Origin of the sequence: uncultured Megasphaera sp. (assembly GCF_900539295.1) — a bacterium.
In the GTDB taxonomy this organism is placed as follows: domain Bacteria; phylum Bacillota; class Negativicutes; order Veillonellales; family Megasphaeraceae; genus Megasphaera.
This window is the reverse complement of sequence record NZ_UQBH01000023.1, coordinates 20538-38102: the sequence shown is the minus strand read 5'-3', so window position 1 is coordinate 38102 and position 17565 is coordinate 20538. Positions and strand designations below refer to the sequence as shown.

Annotated in this window: 11 protein-coding genes and 1 tRNA gene; 6 read left to right on the top strand and 6 right to left on the bottom strand. The window is 49.7% G+C overall.

Annotated elements, in window-relative coordinates; all coding sequences use genetic code 11:
• Positions 1–175: 175 nt before the first annotated feature.
• The 3 genes from QZQ46_RS08140 to QZQ46_RS08130 are packed head-to-tail and all read right to left on the bottom strand — an operon-like array spanning position 176 to position 3115.
• Entirely contained in the window at positions 176–1351 is a 1176-nt protein-coding gene (locus QZQ46_RS08140) for an amidohydrolase (protein ID WP_296828719.1), read from the bottom strand.
• Positions 1352–1369: 18 nt separating this feature from the next.
• A complete protein-coding gene (locus tag QZQ46_RS08135; RefSeq protein WP_296828721.1) occupies positions 1370–2308 on the bottom strand; it encodes an AEC family transporter in 939 nt (312 codons plus the stop codon).
• 24 nt (positions 2309–2332) lie between these two features.
• Positions 2333–3115, bottom strand: coding sequence for a carbon-nitrogen family hydrolase (locus QZQ46_RS08130; protein ID WP_296828717.1), 783 nt, complete (start codon positions 3113–3115; stop codon positions 2333–2335).
• A 166-nt stretch (positions 3116–3281) separates the two neighbouring features.
• Here QZQ46_RS08130 and QZQ46_RS08125 point away from each other — a divergent pair, with 166 nt between their 5' ends.
• Positions 3282–3944 carry a uracil-DNA glycosylase gene (locus tag QZQ46_RS08125; protein ID WP_296828715.1) on the top strand — a complete coding sequence of 221 codons (663 nt, stop codon included), beginning with the start codon at positions 3282–3284 and terminating at the stop codon, positions 3942–3944.
• A 91-nt stretch (positions 3945–4035) separates the two neighbouring features.
• Here the strand turns inward: QZQ46_RS08125 and QZQ46_RS08120 are convergent, their stop codons facing one another.
• Together QZQ46_RS08120 and QZQ46_RS08115 are read right to left on the bottom strand one after the other, a co-directional pair.
• Positions 4036–5265 carry a [Fe-Fe] hydrogenase large subunit C-terminal domain-containing protein gene (locus tag QZQ46_RS08120; protein WP_292280454.1) on the bottom strand — a complete coding sequence of 410 codons (1230 nt, stop codon included), beginning with the start codon at positions 5263–5265 and terminating at the stop codon, positions 4036–4038.
• A 93-nt stretch (positions 5266–5358) separates the two neighbouring features.
• On the bottom strand, positions 5359–6009 hold the full coding sequence (locus QZQ46_RS08115) for a cupin domain-containing protein (RefSeq protein WP_296828713.1): 651 nt from the start codon (positions 6007–6009) through the stop codon (positions 5359–5361).
• A 197-nt stretch (positions 6010–6206) separates the two neighbouring features.
• Between QZQ46_RS08115 and QZQ46_RS08110 the strand changes: the two genes are divergently transcribed.
• The 4 genes from QZQ46_RS08110 to QZQ46_RS08095 all read left to right on the top strand — a co-directional run bounded on the left by QZQ46_RS08110 (position 6207) and on the right by QZQ46_RS08095 (position 13910).
• Positions 6207–6280 (top strand) — tRNA-Gly (locus tag QZQ46_RS08110).
• A 620-nt stretch (positions 6281–6900) separates the two neighbouring features.
• Positions 6901–9105, top strand: a complete 2205-nt coding sequence (locus QZQ46_RS08105; protein ID WP_296828711.1) for a YadA-like family protein — start codon at positions 6901–6903, stop codon at positions 9103–9105.
• A 556-nt stretch (positions 9106–9661) separates the two neighbouring features.
• The gene (locus tag QZQ46_RS08100) at positions 9662–11854 is read left to right on the top strand and encodes a YadA-like family protein (RefSeq protein ID WP_296828709.1); all 2193 of its coding nucleotides are present in this window, start codon (positions 9662–9664) and stop codon (positions 11852–11854) included.
• Between the two features lie 199 nt (positions 11855–12053).
• Positions 12054–13910 (top strand): APC family permease, encoded by a 1857-nt coding sequence (locus QZQ46_RS08095; protein ID WP_296828707.1) that lies wholly within the window; start codon positions 12054–12056, stop codon positions 13908–13910.
• Between the two features lie 108 nt (positions 13911–14018).
• On the opposite strand, the gene QZQ46_RS08090 is transcribed toward QZQ46_RS08095, so the two are convergent.
• A complete protein-coding gene (locus tag QZQ46_RS08090) occupies positions 14019–16025 on the bottom strand; it encodes a heavy metal translocating P-type ATPase (RefSeq protein ID WP_296828704.1) in 2007 nt (668 codons plus the stop codon).
• 482 nt (positions 16026–16507) lie between these two features.
• On the opposite strand from QZQ46_RS08090, the gene iolG reads away from it, so the two are divergent.
• Positions 16508–17533 carry an inositol 2-dehydrogenase gene (gene iolG / locus QZQ46_RS08085; RefSeq protein WP_296828702.1) on the top strand — a complete coding sequence of 342 codons (1026 nt, stop codon included), beginning with the start codon at positions 16508–16510 and terminating at the stop codon, positions 17531–17533.
• Positions 17534–17565 lie beyond the last annotated feature (32 nt).

Genomic DNA, 17565 nt, shown 5'->3' with positions numbered 1-17565 from the left:
ACCTCGTAGCCGGCGCTAACATCGCTGGTTTCGAACGTGTTGCTGATGCAATGCTGGCTCAAGGCGTCTTCTAAGATACCTAAAACTGAATAAAGAGCCTGAAAAAGGACCTGTCACGTATGTGGCAGGTCCTTTCTTGTATACTCGATCAGATATATAGAAAATAACGCACGGCTTATACGCGGACAGCAACGTGGTCTTTGAATTCATCCATCATGTCCTGGCAGCGTTTTTCATCTCCGGCCAAGAGAATGGCCAGCCGCCCCATGATTTCAGCACCGCGAAGGATGACCGGTTCAATGGACGGGGCTTTGACGGCATTGGCGATTTCAACGGAATGTTCCGGCATGGGCACATCGCCCAAGGCTAAATGAAGATGGAGGGCCGGGCACTGGTGACTGACGTTGCCCACATCGGAGCTGCCGCAGTCCTTCGGCGCTTCATAGGCGATTCCCATGTCGGTCAAGACCTGTTCTGCCGCCTTGGTCGCCGTATCATTCCAGACCATATTGTCGAACTTACACCCCATCTGGCGGACGTCATACGTCGTTTCTGTCGCAATGGCCGCTCCTTCAAAGCATTTCATGACCTTGGCAACGACCGTATCGAGGTAAGCTCGTTCACTGTGGCGGATGCAGCATTCCACTTCGGCATAATCGGGGACGACATTCGAAGCGCGCCCGCCGTCGACGATGTACGAGCCGATGCGCGTTTCCGGCCGAACGTGCTGGCGCAGCATATCAATGCCGTGCAGGGCCAGCATGGCGCCGTTCAGGGCATTGCGCCCATTCCACGGTTCCCCGGCGGCATGTGCCGTCTGACCGTGAAAGGCAATGCGGTAGTCGTCGAGGGCTAAGAAATGCGAGTTGGCATTGGTCTTAGTCGGTGAAATGTGGACCATGACGGCCAGATCATAGGCGTTAAAAATTCCCTGTTCACACATGATGACCTTGCCGCCGCGAAGCTCTTCGTCAGGCGTCCCGATGAGGTCGACATCGACGGGAAGGCCTTTCAGATCTTTTAAGGCTGCCGCCGCCAAAAAGCTCATGGCCCCATTGGCTGAATGGCCGCAGCCGTGGCCGACGCCGGGAAGAGCGTCGTATTCCGCCAAAAGGGCGATTTTAAGGACAGGCTTTTGAGCGCGGGACACGACAGCCCGGAAAGCCGTCTTCTGTCCCGTAAAATTTTCTTCTACGTCCATGCCCAGCTTCCGACAAGCTTCGACATAATGCTGGCAGGCATGAAACTCTTCACCGGACAACTCCGGATCATTGGCAATGGCATAATTTAGTTGAAAGGCCTGTGCCTTGTGGACATCCATGGCCGATTTCAAAGCAGAAATATGATTCATAATAACTAAAAACTCCTTTTACCCGACGATAAACATATATAAGGGAATGACGACGATACCCATGATGACGGTGATAAACGTAACCTGCGTCGAGTAACAGACATCGGCTCCGATAGATTTAGCGACGACAGTCATCTGAGTCATAGCCGGCATACTGGCCTGCATAGTAAAGACCTGGGCCGACATGGGCGTTACGGGAATGAAAGGCAAGAGGGCCAGGACGCAGGCCGGACAGACGATAAAGCGGCCGACCAAGGCACCGATGACATCGCGGTCCCAATGAACATCGGACAGGGAAATTCCGGCCATTTCGATGCCGATAACCAGCAGCGACAACGGCGTGGCCATATTTCCGACATATTGGAAGGACGTGAGCAGGAAGCCCGGCAGTTTTACGTTAGCCAGGACAAAAATCAGGCCAATCAAAAACCCCATAAGAGGCGGAGAAAAGACCTTTTTAATCGTCTGAGCAGAAAACAAAGGCATATTCCCCTTCCCGCCCTGACTGTCATTGACGATATGGTAAATGCCGAGGGTCCAAAACATCGTCGTATTGGCCATATAGTAGAGCATGACTGAAGGGACGCTCTGCGTTCCAAAGAGGGCCAGGTTGACAGGCAGACCGATAAAAATCGTATTGGCGATAAAGAAACAGGTGACGAATACGCCCTGCCGTTCCCGGCGAATATGCAGGACCTTAGCGGCAATACGGCCGACGGCATACGCCAGGAATATTGACGCAAAGGGCAGGATCAGATCCGGTGCAATGCGAATCAAAGAATCATGGGTAAAATCCTTTTCCATTTGACAGAGCATGTACAGCGGCAGGCTGATTTTCATGACCAGCTTCGAAAAAACAGCACTCATATTCGAACCGAACCAGCCTTTTTTGGTCAATACGACACCGATTGCGATGATAAATAAAACCTCAAAAATCCCTTCTAATCCATGAAGCACGCCTTCCAAAAAATCGCTTCCCTTCTAAAAGTGGTATAATTCCGGCCGCCGGTCGCGGAAGACATTGATACGGCTGCGGATATCATCGACGACGGATACGTCGATCTCTTCCGTAAGGACGGCATCGTCACCGCCGCCTTCGATCAAAACCTTCCCCTGGGGATCGGCCAGCAAGGAATGGCCTCCAAATTGAAGGCTGCCGCAAACACCGCAGCTGTTGACGGCAGCGACGAAAAACTGATTTTCAATAGCCCGAGCCCGATTGAGGAGACGCCAATGTTCGAGCCGCACTTCCGGCCAGGCTGCCGGCACGAAGAGAACCTTTGCTCCGGCCAAAGCCGCCATGCGGACCCACTCTCCAAAACGGACATCATAGCAGATGATAGAAGCCATGGTCACGCCGTCGAGGGAAAACACATTGAGTTCCTTACCGGCCGTAAAGGCCTTATCTTCTTTGCCCGGGGTAAATAAATGGCACTTATCATACGAAGAAACCAAAGTACCGTCGCGGCGAATAATATAAGTCGTATTATAAAGTTTTCCTTCATGACGGCGGGCAATGGAACCGCCCACGATATGGACGTTGCAGGATTTTGCCAAATCTTGTAAAAAAGCCTGCGCCAAGACGCCGTCTTCATCGGCTTTTTCAAAGACATCGGGCGGATAGAAAGACACATCCCATAATTCCGATAAGACGGCGATATCGGCACCGCCTGCAGCTGCAGCCTGCACATGGCGGCGCACTTGCTCAAAGTTCGCATCCCGGTCGCCTGGGACGATGGAAAATTGAACCAGAGATATTCTCATAATTTCAACTCCTTTCAGAACGGACAAACAGCATTTTCATTCCGATATCCGGACATATTATAAAGATAAATATATTATAGAGGATGCGCCGAAAAATAACAATTGCTTGCAAATCCCTCCGGCCCTTGTTATAGTTAAATTACTTTATACATAAAGAAGGGGTATCATGGAACAGGATGAAATGATGAAGGACTGGTTAGAAAGCCTCATGGCCTGTCAGTCCTGTCATCTGAGACAAGAAGGCAACCGGGGCCCGACACGCTATACAGGCGCAGTCTCGTCCCCCTTAATGTTCGTCGGTGAAGGACCCGGCGGTGTGGAAGATGAATACGGCGTTCCCCTCGTCGGCCCGTCGGGGCAGCTCCTCGACAAGGCCTTGTGGAGCGTCGGTTTAACCCGCGACCGGGTCTACGTCACCAATATCGTAAAATGCCGGCCAAAAAACAATCGCACGCCTACCTTAGATGAAGGCCGTCAGTGTGCCGACATCCACTTAATTAAAGAAATCGACCTCGTACAGCCAAAGGTTATTGTCTGTCTGGGCAAAGTCGCCTTCCAATACTTCTATGGCAAGGCAGCCAGTATCATGCGCAATCGGGGCAAATGGTTTACCTGGCGAGGCTATCCCGTCATGCCGACATACCATCCGGCCTTTCTTCTGCGGCAGACCGGACACGACCTGGTCGAATCGAAATGGCAGGTCTATTACGACTTCAAGGCTGCCGTTGAAAAAGCAAAAGCCGAAAATCCCGATTACATCTACCAGAGCCCTGAAAAAACGAATCTCTTAGAACAATACACACCGCTGAAAGAAAGCCGAAGTTTCTGATTCAAAATGAAAAGCACTGCCATCATCATCGTGTTGGCAGTGCTTTTCATTTGTGATTTATGTTTTTATTTCTCAACAAAACGGCAGTAACTCAATCAAAATGCCGGTCATACAGATGGCTGTTTTCCAAGAATTCTTCAACCGTCGGGAAGCCGAGTTTCTTTAAGAGTTCGATAACGTAAGGATTTTCCATCGGGGTACGGGAGAAGGCCTGTTTCCCATAAGCCTGTACATTGGCCTTGCCGTCTTCCTTCTTGATGATGGCACGAGGACCGCCGACACAGCCGCCGATGCAGCCCATACCTTCAAAGAAGTTTCCGTCGCGGTTGCCTTCCAAAATGTCGTTGATCATGGCCTTACAAGCCGGAACGCCGTCAGCCTTACGGGTCTTGATATCGACTTTGCGGTCCGGGTCGAGTTGGTGTACCGTCGTCGTGACCGCTTCGGCAACGCCGCCTGCATAAGCATAGCTGATGCCGGCTTCAGAAGCGTGCGGCACGTTGTCTTCCGGCAGGGATTCCAAATCGATGTCGGTTACGGAGAAGAAGTCCCTTACTTCCTGGTAGGTCAAGACATGATCGACGGCGCCGACCAAATCGGGTTCATTCCGTTCCGCTTTTTTAGCCAGGCAGGGCCCGATAAAGACCGTCTTAGCCTTCGGATGAAGGGCCTTTACGGTCCGGCCGCCGGCAATCATCGGCGATACGGAACCGGGAACGTTCGGCAAGAGCTGGTGATAAAGCTTTTTAATCATGGCAATCCACATCGGGCAGCAACAGCTCGTCAGCTGGAACTGATCTTCACTCTGAATGTTGCGGTCGAATTCCAAGGCTTCTTTTAAGGTCAGGATATCGGCAAAGACAGCGACTTCCAACATGCCCGTAAAGCCCAGGCGTTTAAAAGCCGTACGCAGCTTGCCCATGGTGACATTAGGCCCAAACTGTCCGGCAACAGCAGGTGCAACCATAGCATAAATCGGGCCGTCGTATTCATGAAGATCCTGAACGACGGGAATGATGTCCTTGCGGGTCTTCAAGTTGTCCAGCTTGCAGGCATCGACACAGGCCTGACAGCCGACACACTGGCTGTCGTCGACTTCAACACCTTCCGGGCCGCGCTTGATAGCGCCCCAATCGCAAGCTTCTTCACAGCCGTGCGGTTCATCCGGAGGGCAGAGGCAGGGTTTTACTCGCCAAACCAGAGGATGGTCATCGGGATGAGCTAAACAGTCGATCAATCTCGGTTCCCCTTCAACGCCAATAGGTTTACCATCAGCTGCTCGTTTGAGCATTTGCTGATATAATTCATCTAATGTTTTCATACATAAACCCCCTTAAAGAGAATAACGAAGCCAAATCATTTGGTTTCATTATAACAGATTTTTAAGGGGGCTGACAGTTTTTTTACTGAAATTTTAGTCTAAAGTCAAAAGTAATGCCATTTTAAATGGTCCATCGGCAGTTACGGCATGGCGGCCGTTTTTTGCAAAGGCAAAGTTTTCACCGGCTTTGATTGGAAAATCCTTGCCTTCATAGTTGATAACGGCCTTGCCTTCAAGGGCGAAAATAAGGGCTTCACCCGGTGCAGCGTGTTCAGAAAGGCCCGTTCCGGCGCCAAAGCTCATGATGACGAATTTCATCTTCGGCGACTGGATGATGTCGCGGTTAATGATTTTACCATCCTGGCAGGGGACGAGATCAGCCAAAGAAAAGAGTTTTCCTGCATCGATATTCATAAGAGATTCCTCCTCAATCGTAATTTCAACATAGACGGCGCCGCCCTGGCTTCTCATACCGACGGCAACGCCTGCCGGTACAATCAGGGCCTGTCCTGAAGGGATTTCAAAATCACCGGCCTCTCCGTAAAGGGAAAGACTGCCGGAAAGAACATAGATCACCTTGGCTTTTTGATACGTTTCAGGACTGATGTCCGTATGAGCCGCCAAGGAAAAATAAAACAACTGATAGTCAGGCTCGTTGACCAATTCCTTCGAAATCGTACAGCCTTCTACCGGTAAATTATCTTCATGGATCGAAAAAACAACACCTTTTCGTTCATTCATCATGTATCCCTCCTTCTCATAGCCATAGTATACCTTTCGAGTAATGTTTCGACTGTTGTAAATCCAACAAAAAAACAAGAAATTGGAATTTCTCCCATTTCACCCAAAACACAAACCACTGCGACCCATCCATAGAATCTGAAATCAAAGCTTTACAAAACGAAACTTTACTGTTAAACTGATATAGTAACTTAATATGTGCGGGTGTAATTCAGTGGTAGAATACGAGCTTCCCAAGCTTGGTACGAGGGTTCGATTCCCTTCATCCGCTCCATGATAAAAAAGGACTCACGACACGTCGTGAGTCCTTTTTAGCGTCCAGTTTTTCTGAAACCGGATACATTCATCGCATAAGTCGAAGCTATTTTAAACAAATAGTTTTAAAACATTTTCTATTTATTAATACATCGTTACTTCGATATATATATATATATATACTTATTTATTTATATAAATACACTTAGTAAAATTCTAACGAACCTTTAATAGTTGTCCTTTCCGAATTCTATATCCGGAATAATAGGCTTTAAATAGCCATTTCATTAATCCTCGATTGATATATATCATAGACATTAAATTCATATTTTTAAAAATATGCTTGAATTTTTAAACGTTTTGGTGTATTATCATTGTAACATATTTGACACATCTTTTTGTGTTAAATAAAAAAAACATAAACAGGGAGCGTGTAATACAAATCACGTACGTTTTTCACCGCATGAATCTCGATATTTTTTATCAACAGCCTCTCGAATAGAGATTTCTGCTGATTTTTTGTTTAGAGAGAATGCAGATATTTTTTATCGGATATCCGTCATTATTTGACCTATTCCCAAAAACTTACATGAATAGATAATACGCGCATCCCGAACTCACCAAGGAGGCATCATGTTGATGAGAAAATCAATCTACTCAAGAAAAAAATCTACCCTAATCGCCATTTTAGCCGCATTGGCGATCTGTGGAACCCTGTCCGTATCGGCTGCCGATTCGACTGACGAACAGCTTGGCGATACGCTGGATTTAACGACGTCCGATACCACTCACAAAAATAAAGTGACGAATACAGGCAAATCACAAAATGATACGATCGCCATCGGTTTTGACAACACAGCTTCGAACGGTGGCTTAGCCATCGGTTCCAATAATACCGTAAGCAATGCAGCCCGCATGCATCTGGCCACGGCGATTGGCCGATACAACTATGCCAATAATAATTCTGTCGTCGTCGGTCACAGTAATTCCGGTGTCGGCGGCAGTGCCGTCTTCGGGTTCAATAACTACGGCAGCTCTTATGCCACGGTACTCGGTCTCAATTCTAAAGCCGCCGGCGGCATTGCAATCGGGAATGGAGCCAGAGCCGGCGCTTTCCAGATTTCTGATAAGCCGACGACCTCTACGATGATAGACTTTACGACAGCTATCGGCAATGGCGCCATGTCCTTGAACGGGACGTCGATTGGCTATCTGGCTAAATCAAATCTTGAAGGGCTCGCCTTGGGCACCGAAACCCAAGCCCTGTACGGCGGCACGGCCCTCGGCAGTGGCGCTTCAACGGCAGAAAACACCTACTCCATCTTCCATGCCGACGGTGTCGCCCTCGGTGACGGTGCCGTTGCTAATCGCAGTTACGGCGCCTATGGCTACGTCCCTCTCAGCGATACGGCTGCGACCTTAAAAACCGAGGATTCGATGGCCAATGATATCGCCTTAGCAAAGCAAATGGGCGACTCTGTCCTAACAGCGGTACAGGGCTTCTACGATAAATACGGCGAAGATACCTATAAAGAATGGAAATCATTGGCTTCAGAATATGAAAAGGCAGACATAGCCGCTAATAAGAAAAAAGTTGCCATGGAAGAAACCACCTATGCCTCTGAAGCCGACCGCCAAAAAGACTACAACGAGTTAAAGGTGTTAGAAAAACAGACCAAAGATGCCAAAGACGCCTTAACGGATTTTGAAAAGCAACATAGCGGCATTAAAAATGCCATCCGCCTTAAAGAACATACCCTGTCCCCCTTCAAGGCTAACGGCAGTGCCGTCAGCATCGGCCGATCCGCCGTCATCGCCGCCGACGGAACGGTCCAGACCAGAGCGATTACTCGCCAAATCACTAACCTGGCTGCCGGTACGGAAGACACGGACGCCGTCAACGTGGCCCAGTTGAAACAGGTAAAAACCTATGCCGACGGCATTGCTAATACCGTCAAAGAACTGACGGATAAAGTCGCTGCCGGCAGCCGTGACTTTGCCGGCGACGACCAGAGTAAAGTCAGCGTCAAAGTCGGTGAAACCATGGAAATCACCGGCGGTGCCGCTACGAACAACCTGTCCGACGACAATATCGGCGTCGTAGCTAAGGGCGAAAATGGCGTTTCCGTCAAATTGTCCAAAGACTTAAAAGGCCTCAATACGGCGGAATTCAACACCAGCATCACCGTCGGTACCGGCGACAACAAGACAGTCATCACCGGCGACTCCATCCGCACGGGCAATACGACAATCAACAACAACGGCCTGACGATCAACAATTCCGATCCGACGAAAAACATTACCATCCAGGATGGCAACATCAACATGGGCGGCAATGCCATTCACAACGTCGGCGAAGCTACGGAAGCCGGCGACGCCATCAACAAAGGCCAGTTCGATCGGACAATCAACAACTTCAACACCGGCATGAGTGAAATGAACAGCCGCATCGGCCAGATTGACCGCAACGTCAACCGCGTCGGTGCCGGTGCCGCTGCCTTAGCTTCCCTCCATCCCTTGGATTTTGATCCCGATGACAAAGCCTCCTTCGCCGTCGGCTTCGGCTCCTACAAGAGCGAACACGCCACTGCCCTCGGTGCCTTCTATCGTCCCAACGAAAACACCATGGTAAACCTGGCTGCAACCATCGGAAACAGTGATGATATGTACAGCGCCGGCGTTTCCTTTAAGATTGGCCCTGCCTCCCCTTACGCTCACATGAGTAAGTCTGAAATGGCCGTCAAGCTAGAAGAACTGACGGCTCAGAATCAAAAGATTGAAAGCCAGAACCAAGAACTCAATGAAAGATTGGCTAAATTAGAAGCCCTCGTCGCCTCTAAATAAGCTAACGCGCTTACCAATCAGACATCCTTCGATATCCCCGTTACATCGAAGGATGTCTTTTTTTATTGAATTTTTGTATGACGTTGTATTTCCGTCATAGTCTATCAATATTTCACATGTCCGTCTCCGACTTCATCAGCCGATTATTTTGTAGGAATTTTTCTGACAAGATTTCCATCTTCGGCACTCTATAATAAACGATTATCAACCCAAGGAAGCCATTTATGAGCTTTTAATGTTTTGTAGGAAGAATTCCTACAAAACATTTGTTTTTGTGACATGACAATGATATATTTAAATAAAAATCGTCATAAAGACTTGTATTTCACTTCAAGTTGGAGTATTATACTCTATGGAAAATACATAGCAAAATGTATTTTATATTCCTATATATGAGCTTGCATATTGCCGGTTCATTTATTTTTTACAGTTAAACAAGATGTTTTTAATCTTATTTAACCATTAATTTGGACTAAAATTATTCATATTATCCGGTCAAAAAATAAAATGAGCCAATAAGCTGCCTAGTAGGAATCATCGAGGAGGATTTACGATTATGAAGAAAACAAAAAGATTTAACAAAAAAGTTACCCTGAGTGCCCTCTTAGCCGCATTGGCTCTCTGCGGCAGCCTGTCTGTATCGGCTGCTGACAAGCTGGATTTGACCACGGGAGATACCCACAAGAATACCGTATCATCCAGCTCCACGACTACCGATACAGTAGCCATCGGCTTCGACAACAAAGCGTATAATGGTGCCTTAACCATCGGCGATCACAACAATGCTGTAAACACCGATACCACCGTTATTGGACGAAATAACAACGGCAATAACGGCTCTGTCGTCGTCGGCTATGACAATAAAAGCACAGCCGCCGCTACCGTCGTCGGTCAAAGAAACCTCGGTACCAGTTGGGCTACCGTCGTCGGCCGAGATGCAAGGGGCGCCGGTGCTGTCGTTATGGGCATGCAAGCCAGCGGCGGTATTTTCAACATTGGCAAATCAATGACCAATGACCAAACCACCTCCTACTATTCAACAGCAGTAGGCAACTATGCCACGGCTCTCGTCGGGACAGCCATCGGGCATAAGGCCAAAGCAGATCACGGCGGCGTTGCCCTCGGCGCCAGTGCCAACGCCATGTACGGCGGCGTAGCTCTCGGGAAAGGGGCTTCCACGGCCGAAAACACCTACTCCTACGTCCGTTCTGACGGCGTCGCTTTAGGGGATAATTCCTACGCCAACCGCGGTTACGGTATCTATGGCTACGTCCCCCTCAAAGACACCACCGACATTGTCAAGAGCGTGTACGCAACGACAGCAGCAACGGACTCGATGGCAAATGACATCGCCTTGGCCAATAAAACCGGCGATGACAGTGTCGTCACAGCCGTCACTAACTTCTACAATACCTACGGCGAAGATGTCTATAATGACTACAAAACGGTTGAATCTGCCTATGAAAAAGCCGTCATGGCCTATGATAAACAGGCTGCTAAAATGAACAGCACGACCTACGCCACAGAAGCCGACCGGGCCGCTGACCTTGCCACACTCAACGACTTAGCTGCCGGTAAAAAAACGGCCATCGCCGCATTGAATGCCTTCGAAAAAGAACATGACGGCATTGCTAAGGCCGTCCTCCGCAAAGACAGTGCCCTTTCCACCTATAAGGCAACGGCTGCTGCCGTCAGCTTAGGCTATGGTACCACCGACAGCAACGAAGCCGTTACTCGTCAGATCACCAACCTCGCTGCCGGCACGGCTGACACGGACGCCGTCAACGTCGCCCAGTTGAAACAGGTGAAAACCTATGCAGACGGCATTGCTAATACGGTCAAAGAACTGACGGACAAAGTCACTTCCGGCAGCCGCGACTTTGCCGGCGACGACCAGAGTAAAGTCAGCGTCAAAGTCGGTGAAACCATGGAAATCACCGGCGGTGCCGCTACGAACAACCTGTCCGACGACAATATCGGCGTCGTAGCTAAGGGCGAAAATGGCGTTTCCGTCAAATTGTCCAAAGACTTAAAAGGCCTCAATACGGCGGAATTCAACACCAGCATCACCGTCGGTACCGGCGACAACAAGACAGTCATCACCGGCGACTCCATCCGCACGGGCAATACGACAATCAACAACAACGGCCTGACGATCAACAATTCCGATCCGACGAAAAACATTACCATCCAGGATGGCAACATCAACATGGGCGGCAATGCCATTCACAACGTCGGCGAAGCTACGGAAGCCGGCGACGCCATCAATAAAGGCCAGTTCGACCGGACGATCAACAACATCGGTAACGGCATGAACGAAATGAACGGCCGCATCAACCAGATTGGCCGCGACGTCAACCGCGTCGGTGCCGGTGCTGCTGCCCTGGCCTCCCTCCATCCGTTAGATTTCGACCCCGATGACAAGGGTTCCTTCGCCGTCGGCTTCGGCTCCTATAAGAGCGAACACGCTGCCGCCCTCGGTGCCTTCTATCGTCCCAATGAAGACACCATGGTAAATTTGGCTGCCACCGTCGGAAACAACGACAACATGTACAGCGCCGGCGTCTCCTTCAAGATCGGATCCTCCTCGCCTTACCACAACATGAGTAAGTCCGAAATGGCGGTTAAACTGGAAACGCAGGATAAACAGCTGAGCGACCAGAATCAAAAGATTGAAGCCTTGGAAAGCCAGAATCAGGACCTCAATGCAAGACTTGCTAAATTAGAAGCTCTCGTAGCCTCTAAATAATACAATCTCCTCCTTTTGGAAAAGGCATCCTTTGACTTGCCATCGAGTCAAGGGATGCCTTTTTACGATGGGTTTTAATAGCTCATTCCCAACAAGAATCATGAGTGTAAAACCTCTGTTGACAGGATAATAAAGAGGGATTATACTGAACTGTATTTAGCAAAATGCAGTTTCTTACAATTAAAAAAAGGAGGCTATCATGCTATTCAAAACGATTAGTCGCCACCTTCTCGGCAAGCCTTTGGAGAATACCAAACTCGAGGGCGAACAGATGCCAAAATGGAAGGCCCTGCCTATTTTCTCATCGGATGCCCTGTCATCCGTCGGGTACGGGCCGGAACAGATTGCCATCGTCCTGGCTTCGGTACCGACCTTAGCGACATACCGTTATTTCGGACCTATCGTCTTAGCTATCATTGCCTTATTATTCATCGTTGCCCTGTCCTATACCCAGGTCGTCCGGGTCAATCCGGGCGGCGGCGGTTCTTACGGCATCGCCATGAAATACCTCGGTGTCTACCCGGCCCTCACGGCAGGAGCGGCGCTTCTGGCCGATTACATCTTGACCGTTGCCGTTTCCATTTCTTCAGGAACAGCGGCTCTGGTCAGTGCCTTTCCGGTCCTTCACCCCTATCACGTCTACCTCGATCTCGGCGTTCTCATCCTGATGATGATCGTCAACCTGCGCGGTACCAGGGAGGCTTCAACCGTCTTCGTCTGGCCGACGTACTTCTTCTTGGCTGCCATGGGGATCACCTTAATCGGCGGCTTCTATCAGATTTGGAACGGCACGCTCACAGCCCATACCGTCGCTGTCGAAACGGTAGCCCCTTTAAATCAGGCAGCCTTGATGCTCATCGTCCTTCGAGCCTTTGCCAACGGCTGTAGTTCCATGACCGGCATCGAGGCCATTGCCAACGGCGTTACCATGTTTAAGGCACCCCAGCAAAAAAATGCCATCGAAACGACGGCTGTCATGGCCTGTATACTGGCCACTATGCTCGGCGGCCTCGGTTACCTCATCATCTATCTTCACCTCTTGCCGACAGAAGGCTATACCCTGTTGTCCCTCCTTGTCGAAGATATCTTCAGCCGGACCTTGATTTACTACGTCATCCAGATTTTGATGATGGTCATCCTCTACATCGCCGCCAATACGGCTTACAACGGCCTGCCGCCGCTCCTCTCTTTCATGGCCGTCGACGGCTATGTTCCCCGTTACTTTGCCAACCGCGGTGAACGCTTGAGCTATTCCAACGGCATCCAAGTCTTGACCCTCATGGCCGGCATCTTGATTGTCCTCTTCCAAGGAAATATTGAACACCTCATTTCCCTCTATGCCATCGGCGTATTCCTCTCCTTCACCATTGCCCAGTCGGCCATGGTCGTCCATTGGAGACAATGCCGGGAACGAAACTGGCGTCTCTTTTCCGTCATCAACGGCTTCGGTGCCCTGGTCACGGCCTGCGTCGTCGTCATCGTCCTCATCACAAAATTCATTTACGGAGCCTGGATCATCGTCCTGCTCATCCCGACCTTGGTCTATATGTTCCTTAAAGTCCATCATCACTATGATGACGTCCGGGAACAGCTGTTGCTGACACCGGAGGAATACACGAAAGTCATGACCACAGACTTAGGCCGCAATATCATCATCATCCCAATTGCTTCACCGACCCAGGCCGTAGCCAAGGCCATTCGCTACGCCAAGATCATCAGCGGGCCGGAAGATAAAATCTATGCCGTTCATGTCTACAGCGACGATGAACGGGGTAAAAAAATCAAAACCCTGTGGAAGAACCTGGAACCCGAGATTGAGCTCATCATGCTGCAGTCACCTTATCGGCAGCTGACGGATCCGCTCATCACCTTCATCCAGGCACTGCGAAAAGAGACGGCCTCGAAAGATACGATTACCGTCCTCATTCCTGAATTTGAAACGAAAAAATTATGGCACCGCCTGCTTCACAACCAGAGCGGCTGGCTCCTGCGGCTGCGTACCCTGCCTTACCTGGACGTCGTCATCTCGACGGTCCCCCTGCAGTTTACGAGATAACAGCCAATACAAAACGAACAGTATGAACAGCAAAAGGCCCGGTGAAGGAATTCCTTCACCGGGCCCTTTCTATTATCTATGTATGCGAGTTAAGATCGAGTTGACACCTTATTTTTTATAAAGCATGCGGACCGAGTTCAGGACACACAGGGCAGCGACGCCGGAATCGGCGAAGACCGCAGCCCACATGGAAGCGTAACCGGCAAAGCCGGCGACCATGACCAGCCCTTTGACACCTAAGGCAAAGACGACGTTTTGCTTAGCAATCTTCATCGTTTCTTTGGAAAGATGGAGGGCCTTAGGAACGGCACTGACTTTGGAATGCATGAAGACGACGTCAGCTGCTTCTACAGCCGCATCGGCACCGCTGTTCATGGCAGCCCCGACATCGGCACCGGCAAGGACCGGCGCATCATTGATGCCGTCGCCGACGAACATGACCGGCCCGTACTTTTTACGGAGTTCATCCATTTGCTGTACCTTATCCTGAGGCAGGAGCTTAGCCCGCACGTCATCGATACCGGTCTTGGACGCGATGTAGTCGGCAGCCTGCTGGGAATCACCGGTAAGCATGGCCGTCGTGATGCCTAAGCCGGAAATAGCTCTAATAGCATCGACAGCATCTTCTTTAATCGTGTCGGACACGACCATACGGCCGGCATAGCTGCCATCGACGGCAACGAACAGTTCGGCACCGTATTCAGCGGCTTCTATCGTCGGCATAACAACGGCATGACGATCCATGAGCTTCTGATTGCCGCAGAGGACGACGTGTCCGTCGACGCTGGCCTTCAGTCCCTGACCGGCAAATTCTTCAACGGCTTCCGGTTGTGCCAAGGTCAAGCCTCGTTTTTCAGACGCTTCGACGACGCTGCGGGCAATGGGGTGATTCGATGCCTGTTCCACCGATGCGCTGAGGCGAAAGACCTCTTCTTCGCGAAATCCTTCCGCAGGCAATACCTGATGGACGACAAAGTTCCCCTTGGTAATGGTCCCGGTCTTATCAAAGACGACGGCGCCGATATTTTTCAGCTGTTCGACGGCAATGCCTCCCTTAAACAAGATACCCTGTTTCGACGCGGCACCGATGCCGGCAAAGAAACTGAGGGGCACGCTGAGTACCAGGGCGCAGGGGCAGCTGATGACCAGGAAGGTCAAGGCCGTATAAATCCAGTAATGCCATTCGCCCGTAATCAAGGACGGGATGATGGCCGTAGCTGCGGCGATAGCGACGACGGCCGGCGTATAAATGCGGGAAAAGCGAGTGATAAAGCGGTCGATCTTCGGTTTTCTGGCAGCCGCTTTTTCGACGGATTCCAAAATTTTGGTGACCATCGATTCCGCCAGAGGTTTCGTGACCTTGACGTGGAGAACGCCCGTCGTATTGATGCTGCCGGACATGACTTCAGTCCCTTCATGGCAGGCCACAGGGACCGGTTCACCGGTCAAGGCCGACGTATCAAGGAGACTGTCGCCGGACACGACGACACCGTCCAAGGGAATGCGGTCACCGACGCGGACGACGGCAACGTCTCCAATGGCCGCATCGCGAGCCGGAACTTCAATGGTACTGCCGTCTTCCTGAAGGCGGTGGATGACGTCAGGCCGCATATCGATGGCAGCAGCCACCTGCTTCCGGCTGCGGTTGACGGCTCGTTCTTCAAGAGCTTCCCCAATACGGCTAAAGAGCATGACGGCAACGGCTTCCGGGTAATCACCGATGGCAAAGGCCCCGATGGTAGCCACAGCCATGAGGAAGTTTTCGTCAAAAGGCTGACGCTTCATGATATTTTCAGCCGCTTCGCGAAGGACACTATAGCCGAGCAGTAAGTACGCGGCGATATATGCCGGAAGAGAAAAAGCTTCGGGAACAAGGTCGGTTACATAAGTAATTAAAAAGACAAGGGTTCCGACGACCAGGGTCCACAAGGCGCCCCCTTCTTCTTCCTCCGCCTCTTCATCGTGGCAGCAGCTGCAGGTACCGATAGAATCAAGACTTACCGATTCTTCACCTTCGCAGCAGCTGCAGTGTTCTTCTTTTTCAACGTATTTGTCATCATGGTGATGATGACCGCAGCAAGTGCAGTTTTCTTCATGCAACGTATGCTCTGCCATAACATAGCCCCCTTTAAAAAACATTCTTTATATGCCTACATGATACCATCAAAATAACATATGTTCAAGTGTTCATATGTTATTTTACATACTATTTAATCATTCATAAAGGGAGTTACGCAGCAAGATTCCAGGTCGACCCACGTATCCATGAAAGAAGCGGTCAACACCTCGCCCAGCAAAAAATTCACCCTTGATTCGAATGCCGATTATCGGCATTCTTCTAATTCAATATTATATAAGCTGCAGATGCCTGAAAAAGGACCCAATGTCATCAAAAATCCAGAACAGCAAATAATTATATATTCTGCCCAAAAATGCTGTAAACGCCTTTATTTTCCCCTGAAAGAGAGCAATATTTTTGATATACTTTTCCATGGCTTATGCTATAATATGTACAAAGATAACCAAGACATATCCAACTTATTATCTTTTCGTCTACAAAAACACAAAAAAATATATAGAAGGGTGGATGTTATACAATGATTAATGTTGGTATCATCGGAGCTGGCCGTATCGGCCGCGTACATGGCGAAAGTATTTCTAAATTCGTAAAAAATGCACAGGTAAAGGCAATTGCTGATCCGTTCCTCAACGATCAGACCATCGCTTGGGCTCAATCCTTGGGCATTCAGGAAACCTACAAGGACTACAAAAAAATCCTGGACGATCCTGCAATCGAAGCCGTCTTGATTTGTGCATCGACGGACCAGCACTCCAAATTATCTATCGAAGCACTGCAGGCAGGAAAACACGTATTCTGCGAAAAACCGATTGATCATGATGTCGCAAAAATCAAAGAAGTTCTCGACGTCGTTGAAAAATCCGGCAAAAAATATCAGGTCGGCTTCAATCGTCGTTTCGACCACAACTTCAAAGCCATTCATGACGCTGTCGCTGCCGGCAAAGTTGGCAAACAGCAGATCATCAAAATCACGTCCCGCGACCCGGAACCGCCTTCCATCGATTATGTAAAAGTTTCCGGCGGTATCTTCCTCGATATGACCATCCATGATTTCGATATGGTCCGTTACCTCTCCGGCGCCGAAGTCGAAGAAGTATATGCAGAAGGTTCGGTCACAGTTGATCCCGAAATCGGCAAAGCCGGCGATATCGATACGGCTGTCATTACCTTGAAGCTTGACAATGGCGCAACTGCCGTTATTGACAACTGCCGCGCAGCATGCTATGGTTATGACCAGAGAGCTGAAGTATTCGGCACGGAAGGTTGTATCGCCATTTCTAATGATTCTGATTCCAATGCAGTATTCAGCGGCAAAGACGGTGTCGTCGCTGAAAAGCCGATGTTCTTCTTCCTGGAACGCTACATGGCTGCTTATGCATCTGAAATCGATTCCTTCGTAAATTCGATCGTCAACGATACGGAAACTCCGGTCAATGCCAACGACGGTTTAGCTCCGGTCTTGATTGGCCTGGCTGCTAAAAAATCGGTTGCTGAACATCGTCCGGTAAAAATTGACGAAATCCGCAAAGAATACAACCTTTAATTTGTATTATCGCTTTTCATAATACATACTCC